This is a genomic window from Paraflavisolibacter caeni (genome assembly GCF_025628885.1).
In the GTDB taxonomy this organism is placed as follows: Bacteria; Bacteroidota; Bacteroidia; order Chitinophagales; family Chitinophagaceae; genus Flavisolibacter; species Flavisolibacter caeni.
Map to the genome: position 1 here is coordinate 583,360 of NZ_JAOTIF010000001.1, position 16,818 is coordinate 600,177.

Annotated in this window: 9 protein-coding genes; 1 reads left to right on the forward strand and 8 read right to left on the reverse strand. The window is 44.9% G+C overall.

Translation table 11 applies throughout. The features are described 5' to 3' along the window. Window positions 1-4: 4 nt before the first annotated feature. The 8 genes from gatA to pheT all read right to left on the reverse strand — a co-directional run bounded on the left by gatA (window position 5) and on the right by pheT (window position 8,574). The gene (gene gatA / locus OCK74_RS02475; RefSeq protein WP_279295401.1) at window positions 5-1,429 is read right to left on the reverse strand and encodes an Asp-tRNA(Asn)/Glu-tRNA(Gln) amidotransferase subunit GatA; all 1,425 of its coding nucleotides are present in this window, start codon (window positions 1,427-1,429) and stop codon (window positions 5-7) included. Between the two features lie 107 nt (window positions 1,430-1,536). Next, on the reverse strand, window positions 1,537-1,737 hold the full coding sequence (locus OCK74_RS02480) for a Sec-independent protein translocase subunit TatA/TatB (protein WP_279295402.1): 201 nt from the start codon (window positions 1,735-1,737) through the stop codon (window positions 1,537-1,539). Window positions 1,738-1,914: 177 nt separating this feature from the next. After that, entirely contained in the window at window positions 1,915-2,118 is a 204-nt protein-coding gene (locus OCK74_RS02485; RefSeq protein WP_279295403.1) for a Sec-independent protein translocase subunit TatA/TatB, read from the reverse strand. 133 nt (window positions 2,119-2,251) lie between these two features. Then, window positions 2,252-2,626 (reverse strand): 50S ribosomal protein L19, encoded by a 375-nt coding sequence (gene rplS, locus OCK74_RS02490; RefSeq protein WP_279295404.1) that lies wholly within the window; start codon window positions 2,624-2,626, stop codon window positions 2,252-2,254. 350 nt (window positions 2,627-2,976) lie between these two features. Beyond that, complete coding sequence (rny, locus tag OCK74_RS02495) at window positions 2,977-4,542, reverse strand: ribonuclease Y (RefSeq protein WP_279295405.1); 1,566 nt, start codon at window positions 4,540-4,542, stop codon at window positions 2,977-2,979. Between the two features lie 732 nt (window positions 4,543-5,274). Next, window positions 5,275-5,571, reverse strand: a complete 297-nt coding sequence (locus OCK74_RS02500) for a cell division protein ZapA (protein WP_279295406.1) — start codon at window positions 5,569-5,571, stop codon at window positions 5,275-5,277. 45 nt (window positions 5,572-5,616) lie between these two features. Beyond that, window positions 5,617-6,009 carry a hypothetical protein gene (locus tag OCK74_RS02505; RefSeq protein ID WP_279295407.1) on the reverse strand — a complete coding sequence of 131 codons (393 nt, stop codon included), beginning with the start codon at window positions 6,007-6,009 and terminating at the stop codon, window positions 5,617-5,619. A 141-nt stretch (window positions 6,010-6,150) separates the two neighbouring features. Next, window positions 6,151-8,574 (reverse strand): phenylalanine--tRNA ligase subunit beta, encoded by a 2,424-nt coding sequence (gene pheT / locus OCK74_RS02510; protein WP_279295408.1) that lies wholly within the window; start codon window positions 8,572-8,574, stop codon window positions 6,151-6,153. A 975-nt stretch (window positions 8,575-9,549) separates the two neighbouring features. Here pheT and OCK74_RS02515 point away from each other — a divergent pair. Beyond that, window positions 9,550-16,641 (forward strand): pectinesterase family protein, encoded by a 7,092-nt coding sequence (locus OCK74_RS02515; protein WP_279295409.1) that lies wholly within the window; start codon window positions 9,550-9,552, stop codon window positions 16,639-16,641. The last annotated feature ends 177 nt before the right edge of the window (window positions 16,642-16,818 follow it).

Sequence of the window (16,818 nt, forward strand, 5' to 3'; positions counted from 1 at the left end):
ACTTTCACTTCATTAACAGATGCGAAAAGCGTAGCAAAGATACTTCATCAAATCGATTTGCCATTGCCTGAACACCAAAAGGAAGTGTATTGGAATGGTTAAAAAGTGGCAAACTGACGGCCGGAATGCCGGCAAGGTTGGCAAAAACAGTGAAAATGTCTCCCATGTACATAGCCAGCGGGTCCTTGATCTTTTCACCTGATTTGTAGGCTGTTGTAGGGGAGGTGGGGGCCAGAATAATATCAAAGTCCCTGAAGATTTCCTCTGTTTGCTGTTGTAAAAGGCGCCTTACCTGCTGAGCTTTGGTGAAGTAAGCATCGTAATAACCTGCGCTAAGCACAAATGTTCCCAGCATAATACGACGTTTTACTTCCTTTCCAAAGCCTGCTGAACGGTTCTGCTTATAAAAGTCCGTGAGCTCGCCGAATGATTTCTTCTCCTGGTACCCATAGCGAACTCCGTCGAAACGGGATAAGTTGGAAGATGCCTCTGCCGTGGTCAGGATATAATAGGTCGGAACAATATATTCCGTCAGTTTGAAATGGACTGGTTCTACCTGGTGGCCCTTTTCTTTCAGGGATGTGAGCAGGTTCTGCAGTTGTGAAGATATTTCAGGGTCTACCGAAGGATGCTCCAGCCACTCCGGAAAATAGGCGATTCGGTATTTGCGATCGCTTTCAATTGAAACCGAGCTGTATGGACCTACTTCTTTTACTGAAACTGTGCTATCAAACTCATCTTTTCCGGCAATTACCTCCAGGATCAAGGCTGCATCTTCTACATTGCTGGCCAGAACTCCAATCTGGTCAAAAGAAGAAGCGTAAGCGATCAGCCCATGACGGGACACCCGTCCATAAGTAGGCTTTACACCAACAATGCCGCAGAAATCAGCTGGTAAGCGCACTGAACCACCTGTGTCTGTACCTAAGGAAGCCATACACAATCCGGCTTTCACGGCTGCCGCGCTACCGCCTGAAGAGCCTCCCGGAACTACATCATTCTGAACAGGGTTCAGTGCCGGTCCGTAGGCCGAGTTTTCGTTGGTAGAACCCATACCAAACTCGTCGCAGTTTTGCCGGCCAATAATGATGGCTCCTTCATTGAGCAGTCTCTGTACCGCTGTAGAAGAATAAAGAGAAGTGAAATCTTTCAGGATGTTTGATGCCGCAGTAACATGATGGTTTTTGTAGCAAATAACATCTTTGATTCCTATAACCACTCCATGAAGTTTGCCTTTTTCAGCATTTGCTGGTAAGGCGTCTAACTCCGCAGCTCTTTTCAATGCCTCTTCACCAAAAACTTCCACAAAAGCATTCAGGTGCTTCTGTTGTTCGATATTTTCTAAATAATGCTTTACAGCTTGTACGCAGGTAACTGCTCCGGTCTTTAGTTGCGACTGATATTGCGGGATAGATGTATAGGAAAACAAAGTGATATATTAAGCAGTGAACAGTTAAGAATGTATTTTAAAATAAATGTCGTTTAGTTAGGCTTTGCGAGAAACATAACTAAACGACACTGGAATTCTATAATAATTTATGCTTGTTTCGGCGGTGCCTCCTGGGTATCTTTTACATTGATGCCATCTTCTATTTCTTTACGGATATTGTTTTTGGCATCATTGAATTCACGCATACCTTTCCCTAAACCACGCATGAGTTCAGGTATTTTTTTACCACCAAATAACAATAACACGGCTGCCAGGATTAGTAAGATTTCACTTCCGCCAAGGCTCATAAATAAAGGATTTGAAAAGATGAAAACATTTTTTTAACAGGAAGCAAGTTACAGACTCATTTGTTTATAAAAGCAAAAAGCGGAAGATTTTCTTCCGCTTTAATAAATATTAACAAGCGCTTAGTCGGTTGTATAAGCTGCTAATGCCCTCTTCACTTAACATCCCAATGTTGGATATTAAGGTTGCGTAGTAGAAGACGTTGTTTGTCTTTCTTTTTCATTCATGCCTTCTTCCAGTTCCTTGCGCACATTGCTTTTGGCATCATTGAATTCACGGATACCTTTACCAAGGCCACGCATCAGTTCGGGTATTTTTTTGCCACCAAATAACAGGAGTACAACCAGGAGGATAAGCAGAATTTCGTTCCAACCAAGGCTCATAAATTATAAATTTATTTGTAAAGAGATGATTACAAAGTTATAAAAATAATAAGGAGCAATGTACAATCAGTTTGATTGCTAAAAACAAAAAGCGGAAGATAGTTCTTCCGCTTTCAAAAATATTAACAAAGGCTTAAGCTGTAGCTGCTGCCACTGTAGCTCTCTTTTTCTCTTTAATCCTTGCGCTCTTACCGCTGCGTTCACGTTGGTAGAAAAGTTTAGCACGACGCACACGACCTGATTTATTCAACTCGATAGAGTCGATATTAGGAGAAAAGAAAGGGAATAATCTTTCAACACCAATACCGTCAGAGATTTTACGCACAGTAAAGGTAGCTGTAGAACCCTGGCCTTGTACTTTGATTACATCGCCTTTGAAGGATTGGATTCTTTCTTTGCTTCCTTCAATAATTTTATAATTAACAGTAATGTTATCGCCTGCTTTAAACTTCGGAAATACTTTTTTACCGGTTAACTGCTCGTGAACATATTGCACCGCGGAGTTCATAACATGAAATTTTAAGGACGGCAAAGGTAAGGGGAAAGATTGATATTACGATAGGTGAAGTTGAAAAAAATGTGAATAATGAAAAGATAAATGTAAAAGATAGAATTTAAAACGGACGAGGGGGAGCAGGATTCTACTTAGGAATTTGGAAAAGTGCAGGAGGCAAAGGGAGGTGAATTGGTGTTAAAATGACTCTGGGCGGGGATGGCAATGGTTGAAGGCTGTGATGAGGATGGTAAATAAAATAGGGGAGGTCTCTGATGACCGGAGGGATGCGGGGTTGTATATAATTCGTAAATAAGAAGCCCTTAGCTCATTTCAAGCTAAGGGCTTCTTATTTATAAGGGTCTTTATTTAGCTACGTTCACTGCTCGTTTTTCCCTGATCACAGTTACCTTAATTTGGCCGGGATAGGTCATTTCGGTCTGGATCTTCTGGGCAATTTCAAATGAAAGGCGTTCACTTTCCTGGTCAGAAACTTTGTCTGCCTCTACAATGACACGCAACTCGCGGCCGGCCTGAATGGCGTAGGCTTTTTCCACTCCATTGTATTTAGTAGCCAGGTTTTCCAGTTCTTTAATGCGCTGGAGGTACTGCTGCATGATCTCGCGGCGGGCACCAGGGCGTGCACCACTAATGGCGTCACAGGCCTGGACGATAGGAGAGATGACATACTGCATTTCCATTTCGTCGTGGTGGGCGCCGATGGCGTTTACAATTGCAGGGTTTTCACCATACTTCTCGGCCAGTTTAGCTCCCAACAAGGCATGGCTTAATTCTGTTTCTTCATCAGGAACTTTACCAATATCGTGCAGTAGACCAGCCCTTTTAGCCAGCTTGGGGTTCAAGCCGAGCTCAGAAGCCATTACGGCACAAAGATTGGCCACTTCACGGCTGTGCATCAACAGGTTTTGGCCATAAGAGGAGCGGAAACGCATTTTACCAACCATGCGCACCAGTTCTTTGTGAAGACCGTGGATGCCTAACTCGATCACAGTGCGTTCGCCAATATCCATCACCTGCTCTTCCAGTTGGCGGCGGGTTTTTTCTACCACTTCTTCGATACGGGCAGGGTGAATACGGCCGTCAGCCACAAGACGCTGCAAGCTTAAACGGGCGATTTCACGACGCAGGGGATCAAAGCAGGAGAGGACAATGGCCTCCGGAGTATCATCTACGATCAGGTCAACACCAGTGGCTGCTTCAATAGCGCGGATGTTGCGACCCTCACGGCCAATGATCTGGCCTTTGATCTCGTCGCTTTCCAGGTTAAATACGGTGATGGCATTTTCGATTGCCTGTTCAGCGGCTGTGCGTTGAATGCTTTGGATAATAATTTTGCGAGCTTCTTTGTTGGCCTTTTGCTTTGCTTCGTCTACGATATCCTGCTGTAAAGCGAGGGCTTGGGAGTGGGCTTCCTGTTTCAGACTTTCAACCAATTGAGCCTTTGCTTCCTCGGCTGTTAAGCCAGAGATCTTTTCCAAACGACGGGTTTGCTCTTCCTGATGCTTGTCCAGTTCTGCCTGTTTCAGGCTTACCACTTCAATCTGCTTGTTCAGGTTTTGCTTGATCGCTTCGTTTTCTTTGATCTGCTTGTCCAACTGGTCTGCTTTCTGATTCAAGGAAGATTCTTTCTGGCGGATGCGGTTCTCACTTTCGCTCAGTTTGCGGTTCCGTTCTGTAACCTCTCTTTCATGCTCCACTTTAAGTTGTACGAACTTTTCTTTAGCGGCCAATTCTTTTTCTTTTCTAGTAGTTTCCGCTCTTAACTCGGCTTCCCTGATGATGTTTTGGGCATGCTGTTCGGCCTCTTCGACCCTTTGCCGGGTATCTTTTGCAAAGATGAATTTGCCGGCTATAATTCCGGCAACCAAGGCAACAATCGCAACAATTATAGACAGAATAATTGAGTCCATTTAATCGGTTTTGAAAAATTGTTTGTTCTTATATAGTTAAAAATAATACATACTGCTGAAAAGCAGTAGGTTGGCGAAGATACAAAGTCTGTTCAATGATAGGAAAGGAATTCATACCCTAGAGCATAAAGAGGGGCGTCCTGGTGCCTGAACGGAATTGTTGCTGCACTTTAAGAGGGGAGATATTGGATATTGGGATAATAGGATGTAGGGGTATAAGTTAGGGTTAAGAGAGGGGTCAAAATCTGTTTCGTGCTTCAGGTATACTGTAAGTATGCTTCAGCTATACTGAAGGTATGGGTGGGTTGGATAAGGGGATAGTAGGGCGTAGGTATATGGTAGATACGGGGTTGATCCGGAGTAGTAGAGGAGTGGTCGAGGAGGATGTAGTTAGCATGTACGGCTAATGTTTACTATAACTCTACTATAAGTTTACTATAACTTTACTGTAAGTTTTCTATAAGATTACTATAAGGCATATTAGGAATGACGAATGGAGGGAGGGAAGATGATAGAAGGTAGGTGGTAGATGAGAGATGATAGAGGGTAGAGAGGATTTAAGTTTTTGAGGTTTGGGGTTTGGAGTGAAGGGAATTTAGGGATGCTGAAGTAATTAAATATTAGATGGATAGCTCAGATAAGGCTTTATAGGCTCAGGTATGCCTTAGATACGGAGTAGGTACGGCGGAGCAACAAAGGATGGTGGGGGTGAGTTTATGAGGTTTGGTAAAATTATTCTTTGTCTTCAAGGGCGTCGTCGATCATGCGCTCGAGGGTTTGGAGGCGGCTGCTCACATTGTCGAGGTTTACCTGGTTGGAGATAGCTGCGTTTTGTTCGGTAGCAAACCAAACGAGGACCATGGCAATATAATCCTGGAGGTCTTTGCCGGCAAACTGGGTTTTGTATTCTACTATTTTATCGTTGATGGTTTTTACGGTTTTGCGTACTACCTCTTCGTCTTTGGGGTGAATTTTTACTCTATAGGTGCGATCGCCTATGACTAAGTTGGTGGGTATGAGATTGTTCATATTGTACTATTGTAATAATATTATAATAAGGGGCGTGAAATGGGATTATTGGCTTAGAAAAGCTATGCATTTGTCGATTTCCCGGATGTATTGATTCAAAGTTTTCTCAAATTGCTTTTTGTCTTTTTCGGCCATATCTCCTGAGCCCAGCTTCAGAACGGTGATGCGGTGCTCCACTTCCATGATCTTTTTTTCGTAGGAAACCTGTTTTTTACGGCTTTCTTCCAGTTCCTGCCTGAGTTGTTCGTTTTCCTTCTGCAAGCGGTTTTGCTTCCTGGCTAATTGCTGCAGCTTTCCGCTGATTATATTGAATTGAGCATCTACGCCACCAGATTCGGAGGTGGTGTCTCCCTGATTGTTTTCTTCAGTCACTCGTTTTGGAGGAACGGGGCCTGAAGGGGAGCTTTTATATTCTTCGTTATTTGAAGTTTCATTCATTAGTTTGCTCTTACTATATTCTAAAACTAATTTGAAAAAGTGTTTTCCAGGGCGCCTGAAAATAAAAGGATTGATTATAAAACGGAGGCTTGTCAAAGGAGCGATCAATCGTATTCCTATGGCAAGCCTCTGCCTGGTTAATTATTTCCTGATCTCTGCGCCGAGTTCTTTTTCGAGCGTTGTCATTATTTTATTCATCCAGGAGTCGATTTCCTTGTCGGTGAGGGTTTTCTCCTCATCGAGGAAGGTGAAATTGACGGCCATGGATTTTTTGCCGGCACCGAGTTTCTCACTTTCAAACACATCGAACAGCTGGATGTGCTGCAGCTTGTTGAGACGTAACTTGTCCAACTGACCTTTGATGGCTTCGTACTTCAAGTCTTTTGGAACTACGATGGCCAGGTCTCTTTCTACTGCAGGGAACTTGGATATTTCTGTGTAGCTGATCTTCTTTTTCAAAGACAGGTTTACCAACACGTCCCAGTTGATGTCCGCATAGAAAACAGTCTGCTTGATGTCGAACTTGTGTGCTGTTTTGCCGGATATCTTACCCATTTCTACCAGCCTGGTACCGTTTGCTGAACCAGTAATGGCTAATTCCAAACTATTTGTGCTTCCCCCGGTGGCGAAGGAAACCGTAACACCGGCAGCCCGGAATACTGCTTCCACGATTCCTTTCAGGTAGTAGATGTCGGCGGGTTTGCCCTTTCCTTTCCAATGGTTTTCAACCATGGCACCTGTCAAATAGATACAGAAATGGGAGGTTTCTTCATATTTGCCCACTTCTGCGGATTTGTACGTTTTACCCCACTCAAAGAACTTGAGGTCGTTGTTTTTCCTGTTCTGGTTGAAGGCGATGACTTCCAAAGCTGTAGGCAGCATGGCGGGACGCATTACATCCAGTTCGATACTAAGGTTGTTGAGCAGTTTTACGGTTTGGCTCAGTTCCAGCTCTGTAAAATATTTAGAATTGGTAATGGAGTTGGTCAGGATCTCGTTGAAGCCGTTACCCACCAATATACCCGCTATCTTTTCTTTCAGTTGGTCAGCACCTTTGTTTTCTTCAATTGCAGGTGTGATGGTAATAGAGGTTGGGATGGTCACATTATCCAGACCATCGATCCGCAGAATCTCTTCCACCAGGTCGGCCTGGATGCTGATGTCGTGTTTGTGATAAGGAACTTCCAGGAACAGGGCGTCGATATCTTCACGAAGAATGGTGAATCCCAGGCTTTGCAGGATATTCCTGATCGTTTGCGGGTGGTAGTTCTTGCCGCTCAACTTTTTCAGGTACTGGAATTTGAAAACGATCTGCTGTTTGGGCTGGGGATCAGGGTAGATATCTACTATATCGGATGCAATTTCTCCTCCGGCTATTTCTTTCATTAAAGCCGCTGCACGTTTCAACACACTAACCGTATTGGAAATGTCCACGCCTTTTTCGAAGCGGGTAGCCGCATCGGTCCGCAGGTTGTGGCGGAAAGAAGTTTTCCTAATGAAAGTAGGATCGAACCAGGCACTTTCCAGGAAGATGTTAGTGGTTTTTTCGGACACACCTGAATGCAGGCCGCCGAAAACGCCGGCAATGCACATGCCCTCCTCTGCGTCGCAGATCATCAGGTCTTCGGAGCTCAGTTTTCTTTCCTTTTCATCCAGGGTAACGAAAGGCGTGCCTTCCGGTAATGTATTTACCACCACTTTGCTGCCTTTGATCTCGTTATAATCGAAGGCGTGCAGCGGTTGGCCGGTTTCGTGCTGGATGAAATTGGTGATGTCTACTATATTATTAATAGGGCGCAGGCCGATGGCTTTCAATTTGTTTTGCAACCACTTTGGTGAATCCTGTACCTTGATGTTGCTGATGCAAACGCCAGCGTAACGTTTACAGGCATTCTCATTTTCTACGCTTACACTGATTTTCAGTGACTGATTGTCCACTTTGAAAGGAGCTGACGGCATTACCGGTCTAGCTTCTTTTTTGTCGTGGTGGGTGATATAGGCGCAAACATCGCGGGCCACGCCCCAATGGCTCATGGCGTCCATGCGGTTGGGGGTAAGGCCTATTTCATATATAATATCTGTATAAGGTTTGAAGTACTCTTCGGCTGTTTGGCCCACTTTGGCGTCGGCGTTCAGGACCATAATACCGGCATGGGAAGTGCCCAGGCCAAGCTCGTCTTCAGCGCAGATCATGCCGTAGCTTTCCACACCGCGGATCTTTGCGATTTTCATGGTCAGGGAATCTCCGGCAGTAGGGTGGATAGTGGTGCCTACGGTAGCCACTACTACTTTCTGGCCGGCAGCTACGTTGGGAGCGCCGCAAACGATCTGGAGGGGTTCTTTTCCGCCTGTAGATACTTTGGTTACGGTCAGTTTGTCGGCATTGGGGTGCTTTTCAGTTTCGAGCACTTCGCCAATGACAAGGCCCTTGAGTCCTCCCTTTACTTCTTCAAACACTTCCATCTTTTCCACCTCGAGACCAATGGAGGTCAGGATGCGGGAAAGTCGTTCGGGGTCGATCTTAACGGGTAAATATTCGCTCAGCCAATTGTAGGAGATGGTCATTGTATATATTTTCTAAAGGCCGCAAAGATAAACAGGGGAAAGGGAATTTGGGGAGGAAAGATGGTGGAGGAAGGATGAGAGGTTTAAGAGGGGATATTGGGATTTCGGAATTTTGAGGTTTGGAGTTTGAAGTTTGGAGTTTGAGGTTTGGAGTGAAGGGGGGCTGAGTAGGAGAGTGGTGGGTATCTGGTTTGAAAATTTTAAAAATAATTGAATGGTAGGTACCCCTATTTTCAAAACATTGCGTCTTTAATCATTGTGGTGGAGACTCAATATAAAATTGGACGAGTTGTGATCACTTCCGTTCATGCTTGAGTTAGTGAAGAGCAAATGATCTGATCATTATTAACTCTAACCGAATACACAATTATGAAATTGATTGCTTTTGCCCAGACATCGTTATGCTGGTGTCTTCCGAACCCTATGTCTTATCAAGAGGGAACGAAAATTAAGTTTAAGACAAAGTTCCCTTTCATTTCACCTTCTTGTTATAATCCATATGCTTACTTAGAAACCTGATCTTAATTCTTCATTTAATATCACAAAATTACCTGTGCATCAATCGCATCATCCAGAAGGATTGAATGAATTTGAATTTGCAATTCTTTGAATTCCGGGTCAAAGCTGTTTTATAATAGATGATTAGAGATATGTTCCCGGGATTATTTGAATGTAATATTTCAAGAAGACCTATTCCTTACAGTTAATCTATGATATTACCTAGGCATAAGGGTTCATCTGTTTATATCCGTTTACAGAATTCGAACCATTTGTTTTCTCATTCAATTTTAGCAAGTACTACCAGGCTGTCCATATAGTTTTATTATTCTACAAATTCCTGGATGTGAATCTGAGGATATGCAAAGTATTGCCTGTTTTTAAGAGATGGTTGCTATCTGTGTAATCGTGTGCTATTAGAAAGTTTCATTCACCATTTAGTCATCAACGAGTTTTAAATCAAAACCTATAGATTGTATGTTTTACACACGCAGTAAGCTGCTATTGTTTTATTTATTGATTGTGCTGGGCCTATTCAGGGCGAGCACAATCAATGCGCAACAGATTGCCTTCCCCGGAGCGGAGGGGTCTGGTATGTATACCACCGGGGGTAGGGGGACACCCTCTACGCCCACCACCGTTTTTGAGGTCACCAACCTCAGTGATGACGGACTGCCCGGCAGTTTGCGCTATGCCCTCACAGCCCCGGCTACCTACCGCACCGTGGTGTTCCGGGTATCAGGCACCATCCACCTGAATTCCAAATTGAGCATTAAGGCCAATACCACGATAGCTGGTCAAACCGCTCCTGGTGATGGTATTTGTGTAGCCGACCACCCTGTCTCCATCAGTGGCGACCATGTCATTGTACGTTATATGCGCTTCCGAATGGGGGACAAAAACCAAAAGAAGCTGGATGCCAATGGCAACCCGGTGGATGGCAGTGGAGGCGATGATGCCTTTGGTGCCCTGGGGTCCAATAATCTTATCATCGACCACTGCTCGGTGAGCTGGAGCTCGGACGAGGCCCTGACCATTTATAGGGGGGACAACCTCACCATCCAGTGGTGTATGGTTTCTGAGCCCCTGAACTACTCCTACCACTTTGAAACCGGGGATGTGGACTATGAGCAGCATGGCTATGGGGGTATCTGGGGGGCCAAGAGAGGCACGATGCACCACAACCTCATTGCCCACTGTAGAAACCGCAACCCCCGCTTTGCCGGTATCAGCACTTACAGCCCCAACACGGTAGGGGTGGAGAATGTGGATTTCCGCAATAACGTTATTTACAACTGGGGTATCAATAACGTGTATGGGGGTGATGGGGGCAATTACAATGTGGTGAACAACTATTACAAGTATGGCCCCAATACCAGCAGTGGGGTGCGCTACCGGATTTGTAATCCCAGTTATGGTACCTCTACTCCTTATGGCAAGTGGTTTGTGGAGGGCAACTATGTAGATGGTTCTGCTGCCTATACTGCGGACAACTGGTCCGGGGGTGTAGTGCCGCAGGGCGGGTCTGCAGATCTGGCTACCGTGCGGTCTTACAGTGCTTTTGAATTAGGGTATCCTGTGACCACGCAATCGGCTACGGATGCTTATGAATCGGTATTGCAGGGTTCGGGTTGTTCCCTGCCTAATCGAGATACCTTGGACCAAAGGATTGTAAACAATGTGCGCAACCGCACGGGGCGCATCATTGATGTGCAAGGTGGATATCCCCATGGAACGCCATATGAGCAGACGGTGACGGCCTGGCCCAACCTGAATGCTACGGCGGCTCCAGTGGATAGTGACCATGATGGTATGCCTGACAGCTGGGAAACTGCCAATGGCTTAAATCTCAATAGTTCCGATGACCGGGGTATTGTCGCTGCAAATGGTTTCACTAATTTGGAAAATTACCTGAACAGCCTTACCAATCCGGTTGTCAATACCGATCCGGTGATATATGCCAATCCAAGTTTCAGCAGTTTTGCACAAACAACTGGCGCTCCTTCTGCCGTGCAGACGTTTATTGTTTCCGGTGCACATCTTACCGGTAATATCACCATTTCGGCGCCAGCCAATTACCAAGTATCTACTGATGGCATCAACTGGAGCAATAGTGTAAGTTTAACAGCCAATGAAGGAGCTGTTTCTTCCACTACGATCAGTGTGCGCCTGAATGCAGCGGCTACCGGAGCTTATTCCGGAAATATTGTCGCTTCCGGCGGTGGCGCTCCTACACTTAGTTTTGCAGTGAATGGAACAACGTCGGTGCCTGCGCCTTTAGTGCAAAGCAAACCAATAGGTGCTTTCCCGGATATGGATGGTGGTTTTGAAAACCAGACTCCAGGTTCTTATGCTACAGTGTCTTCTCATACTTCAACGTCTAAATGGGAAGCTTCTTCTAATTTTCAAATACTGAGTAGCGGTGCACGTACAGGTTCTAAAGTAATGCATTGGAATGGCTCCAGTACCAGTGTTAAATACCTGGTATCACCTGTATTAACATCTCCCACTTTGCAGGCAGGCACCAGTTATGTGGTGCAGTTCTGGTATAAGAAAGCTGCCAGTGCCGGAGCTGGAAGTTTATCCCTGAGTGGTTATAATAGTATAGTAGGTGGCATGAGTGGCAGCACCGGAACTACCACATCTCAGAAAGATGTGGTGCTGCATAGTACAGCTTTATCCGACTGGGTAGTTTTCCGCGGTGTAATGACCACCCAAAGTGGCGTAACTGTTACGAATACATTTGGCGGTGTTAAAGTGGAAAATCCGCAATCCCCGTTTTTTGATATTGACGACTATGTAATTTATCCCGGAAATTCATTTGATGTTACAGCTCCGGATGCCGTAATATCGCCAGCTGCTAACAAAAGTGTTGATGTCAACAATATTGCTGTTAGCTGGCAAGCTCCTGCCAGTGGCTTTGATGGTGGTGGTTATGTTGTAGTGCGGAGCACTTCTGCGACAGCACCTGTGCCCAATGCCAATGGTGTTTATGTTGCCGGCAATACGATGGGTTCTGACAATGTCGTTGTCTATACAGGGACAGCTACCAATTTTACCGATGATGGAAGTGTAGCTGCATTGGCAGCAAGTACGACATACTATTATCATATATTCACAGCAGATAAGGCCTTTAACTATTCGCAGGCTGTATCAGTCCAGAGCACTTTGAATGTATCAGTACCAACTGTTTCTCTTTCAGGCAGTATCAGTTCGTTTTCCCAGACTGTGGGTACGCCTTCTGCTTCCAAACAGTTTACGGTTACTGGTAGCAATCTTTCAGGGAATGTACAGGTTACTGTTCCTTCAGGATTTGAATTATCAGATGATGACAATACCTGGAGTACATCATTGAGTTTTGTGCCTAGTAATAACAGTGTTAACGAAACTGCATTTGTAAGGTTGAATGCTACTGAGGCGGGCTCCTACGGAGGGAATATTTCCACAAGCAGCAATGGTGCGACTGCAGCTACGATTGCAGTAAGCGGTGCAACAACTGCTCCTGTGGTTATCTACACGCCAGCCAATGCAGACGCTGTGGTGGCATTGGATGGCAGTGGTCAATATACCAGTATCCAGGCTGCTATTAATGCAGCGCCTACAGGACGGACCACTCCATACATTATCTATATCACGAATGGTAAATACGTTGAGAAGGTCAATATTCCATCTAATAAACCATTCATACATTTTATAGGAGAAAGTGCTGCCAATACGATCATTAGCTGGGATTCCTATTCCGGTAAAGTAGAAAATGGAGTTACGATTGGTACCAGCACATCTGCAACTCTTACAGTGAATGCCAGTGACTTTTTCATGATGAGCGTTACTGTTGAAAATGCATCCGGTTATGTAGGAGATGGCCCGCAAGCGCTTGCTTTGTATGTGGTGGGTGACCGTTGTGCCTTCAAGAATTGCCGTTTCATCAGTGGCCAGGATACGGTGTGGCACAATGGTGATGGCAAAAGGCACTATTTTAAAGAGTGTTACATTGATGGAAATACTGACTTTATATTCGGTGCTTCGACAGCGGCATTTGATGCCTGTATCATTTACGGAAGGGACCGGGTTGATGGCAACTCCGGAGGTTACGTTACTGCGGCCAATACGCCGCCCGGACAGACATACGGTGAAGTATTCAGGGATTGCCGAATTCCTAATAACCGCGGGGTTACCAGTTATTCTTTAGGAAGACCCTGGCAAAATGATCAGGGAAAAGAATCAAAAACCGTGTTTCTTAATACAGTAATGGGTACATCGGTTATGCCTGCAGGTTGGTCTGTCTGGAATTCCACAACTAATACCTCACTCATTACTTATGCAGAATATAAAAGCAGGAAATACAATGGTGATCCTGTTGATGTTAGTCAACGTGTTTCCTGGTCGAAGCAATTGACTGATGCAGAAGCTGCGCCTTATTATGTAAATAGCAACCTGTTTGGATCGTGGAATCCATTTACTACTTTCCCTGCATTAAATGGTTCTGCTACCACTGAATTAGCTGTTTCTAACTTCCGTGCTCAGAGAGGTGCCTCCAATACTACACTTAGCTGGAACTTAAGCTGGCCTATGAGTGGTGTGTTATACGAGGTATACCGCAGCACAGACAATGTCAATTTTACAAAGATCAATGAAGTAAACGGAGGAAGCGATGAGATCGTAGCTTTCAGTGTTACTGATGGTGTGCCTGCAAAAGGAACCATCTATTATTACTATGTAAAAGCTTCTAAAGCTGGCTTAGCATCCCATAACAGTTATGTAGCTATTGTTGATCCCAGTGTTCCTTTAGATGGTGAATTCAGGACTGCTGGTTCAGGCTTCTGGACCAACGCATCCAGCGGCAATGGTACGAATGCAACTTCCATCTGGGAAAAATATAGTGCATCATCCAAGTCGTGGGTTTTGCAAGGGTTAGGTGTTCAGCCAAGCAATGTAAATGTTACCATCAGAGCCGGGCATACCGTAATGATTGATGGATTAAAGGGCGTGAACAGCCTGTACATTGAAAACGGTGCTGTTCTTAAAAGCAATGGCGGTTATGGGGCAACACCAGGTTCACAAACCCTGCGCATTGGTGCCGGTTCTGCCGCTAGTGTGATCATCCAGAATGATGGTGTATTTGGAGGTGATGCCAACCCGGATGATCTGATCACCCTGGAATTTAATCCAGCCTGTGCTTCTGTATTGTGGACAGGTTCGGGTGTATCTAAAATTACCCGCCTGCGTCCGTTACCTGCCAATCCGAATGCACTGAAGGTAATCTTTGACCAGGATGTGAGTTTATCTTATAACAGCGGATCGTTTACGGCATATTACAATAACAGCAGTAATACAGTGAACGAGAACGTTACACTGACGATCAATCCCGGAAAAACCGTTAAGCTGACCCATCCTTCAGGATCATTCAGTCCAACAGGAACCAGCACGGCAAATCCTGGTGGTAATTATACTTATAATATCAATGGTACACTAGATCTGAGTGCAACTACAACTACATCCAACCTGGTTGCCTATTCAACCAATGCTTCATCGGTTGTATCACTGAATATAGGTTCAGGAGGAACTTTAAAACTGGGGACCGGATTCAATACTGTGAACAGTGCACCTTCAGCATCCAACAACGGTAAAGTATTGTTGACGATAGCTGATGGAGGATTGGTGGATGCTACGAAAACTTCCAACCTGAACCTGGGAGGGAATTATTTCATAACCTCAGAAAATGGAAGTTTGAAAAGAGCGGTAGGAACAACAGCTGTAACCTTCCCTATCGGTACTTCATCCAGCAGTTATAACCCGGTTGTATTAACCAACAGTGGTACTGTCGATAATTTCGCTGTAAATGTTAAAAATGCCTTTGACCATCCCGTTACTGATGCAAGTAAAGTAGTGAATAAACAATGGGAAATCAGTGAGGATGTTGAAGGCGGAAGCAATGTGACTGCCAAGTTCGGATGGCAGGCTGCTGATCAGGCTAGTGGATTTGATCTTGCGCAATTATTAGCAGTTATGAAGTATGCAGGAAGCAACTGGAACATCACGGCTGCAACACCTGGTGGAAGCGGAACGACTGCGGATCCGTATACAGCAACAGTTTCCGGAATCAGCTCGTTTTCTTCATTTGGTGTTACCAATTATTCCAAAGCCGGGGCTGCTATTCATCTGGAAGGTGGCAATTTTACCTATGATGGGCAGTCACATGCGGCTGCAGGTTTTGCTTATGGTACAGGTGGTGAAGCAGACAAGCTAAGCCCTGAAGTGAGCTTTGCTTATACAGATGCCAAGGGACAAGTTTTAGAAGGTGCTCCTGAAAGTGCCGGAACCTATTCCGTTACGGCGTCCTTTGCAGGAAACAGTTACTATCTTCCGGTTTCTGCTACAGCTACGATTACTATTGGTCAAAGGCCATTGACCATTACTGCTGCTGACCAGACTATGGAATGTGGTAGTGTTATGGAGCTGGGTACTACAGCATTTATTGCAGATGGACTTGTATCTGGTGATGCCGTTAACCAGGTTGCATTCAATAGCACTGGAGGAGGCGTTGGTACTTATCCTATAGTTCCCAATAATGCCTTAGGTACAGGCCTTTCCAACTATCGCATTACTTATGTCAATGGTTCTTTGGTGGTGAAGGATGTGACCAAGCCTGTGATTACGAATATACCTACTGTGCCCACACAGTGTTATCATACCAGCGGCACTTATGCTATTCCTCAATTGACAGCAACGGATCAGTGCAGCGCGGTAAACATCAGCTATACCATCAGTGGAGCAACTACCAGAAGTGGAAGCGGCGCTGATGCCAGTGGTAGCTTTGGTGTGGGCACTAGTACCATCAACTGGGTAGTTGATGATGGCCATGGAAATGAAAGCACTGCTCAGACCACAATTGTGGTGAATGCTCCTTTGACCGTTAGCATTCCTGATGTATATGCTATGAATCCAGCTGTGGATGAACAGAACACCATCTACCTTGGCTATGGACCTACATTGCTTCATATTAATACTGTAGCTGGTGGTGGCACTTCGCCTTACACTTACTTGTGGAATAACGGACAGACCAATCAGTCTATTTCCGTGAGTGCTGCAGGTACCTATACTGTTACAGTAAAGGATGCTTACCAGTGTGTTGCTTCTACCTCTATTGTGATCAATACTTTAGATGTAAGCTGTGGTAAGGACAACAGCAAAGTGAAGGTTTGCCACAACGGCAAAGAGATCTGCATTTCTTCAGAAGATGTGCAGGATCATTTGGCTCATGGCGACCGGCTGGGCGGATGCAATGCTATAGCTTCTGTGGTTTCTTCCCATAACGTTGGTGAAGAGTCAACTGCTTACCAGGTTAAGGTTTATCCTAATCCTGTAGCGCATCACATCAACATCAATGTAAGCAAGTTACAGGCGGGTGCTTCGCTGCAAGTGTATAACGCCAGTGGTGCAATGGTGCTTTCACAACGGTTAACCAACAGCTCGTACAGTATACCTGCTAAAGGGTTAAAGGCTGGTATTTACTATGTGGTGGTAAGAAATGGTGAGCGGATCACTACTCACAAAATTGTAAAACAATAATTTGTTTTAGCAATTATAAGTTCAGCAATGAATGACGACGGAAAGGGTGCAAGCCCTTTCCGTTTGTTTTTTTAGAGGTCGGAAAGCCTGCAAAAAACTAACAATTCCTTACCTCTTTCCGGCATACTTATTTCTGTTATAACAGTGTATTTCGGGATAAAATATTAGCTGAAATAC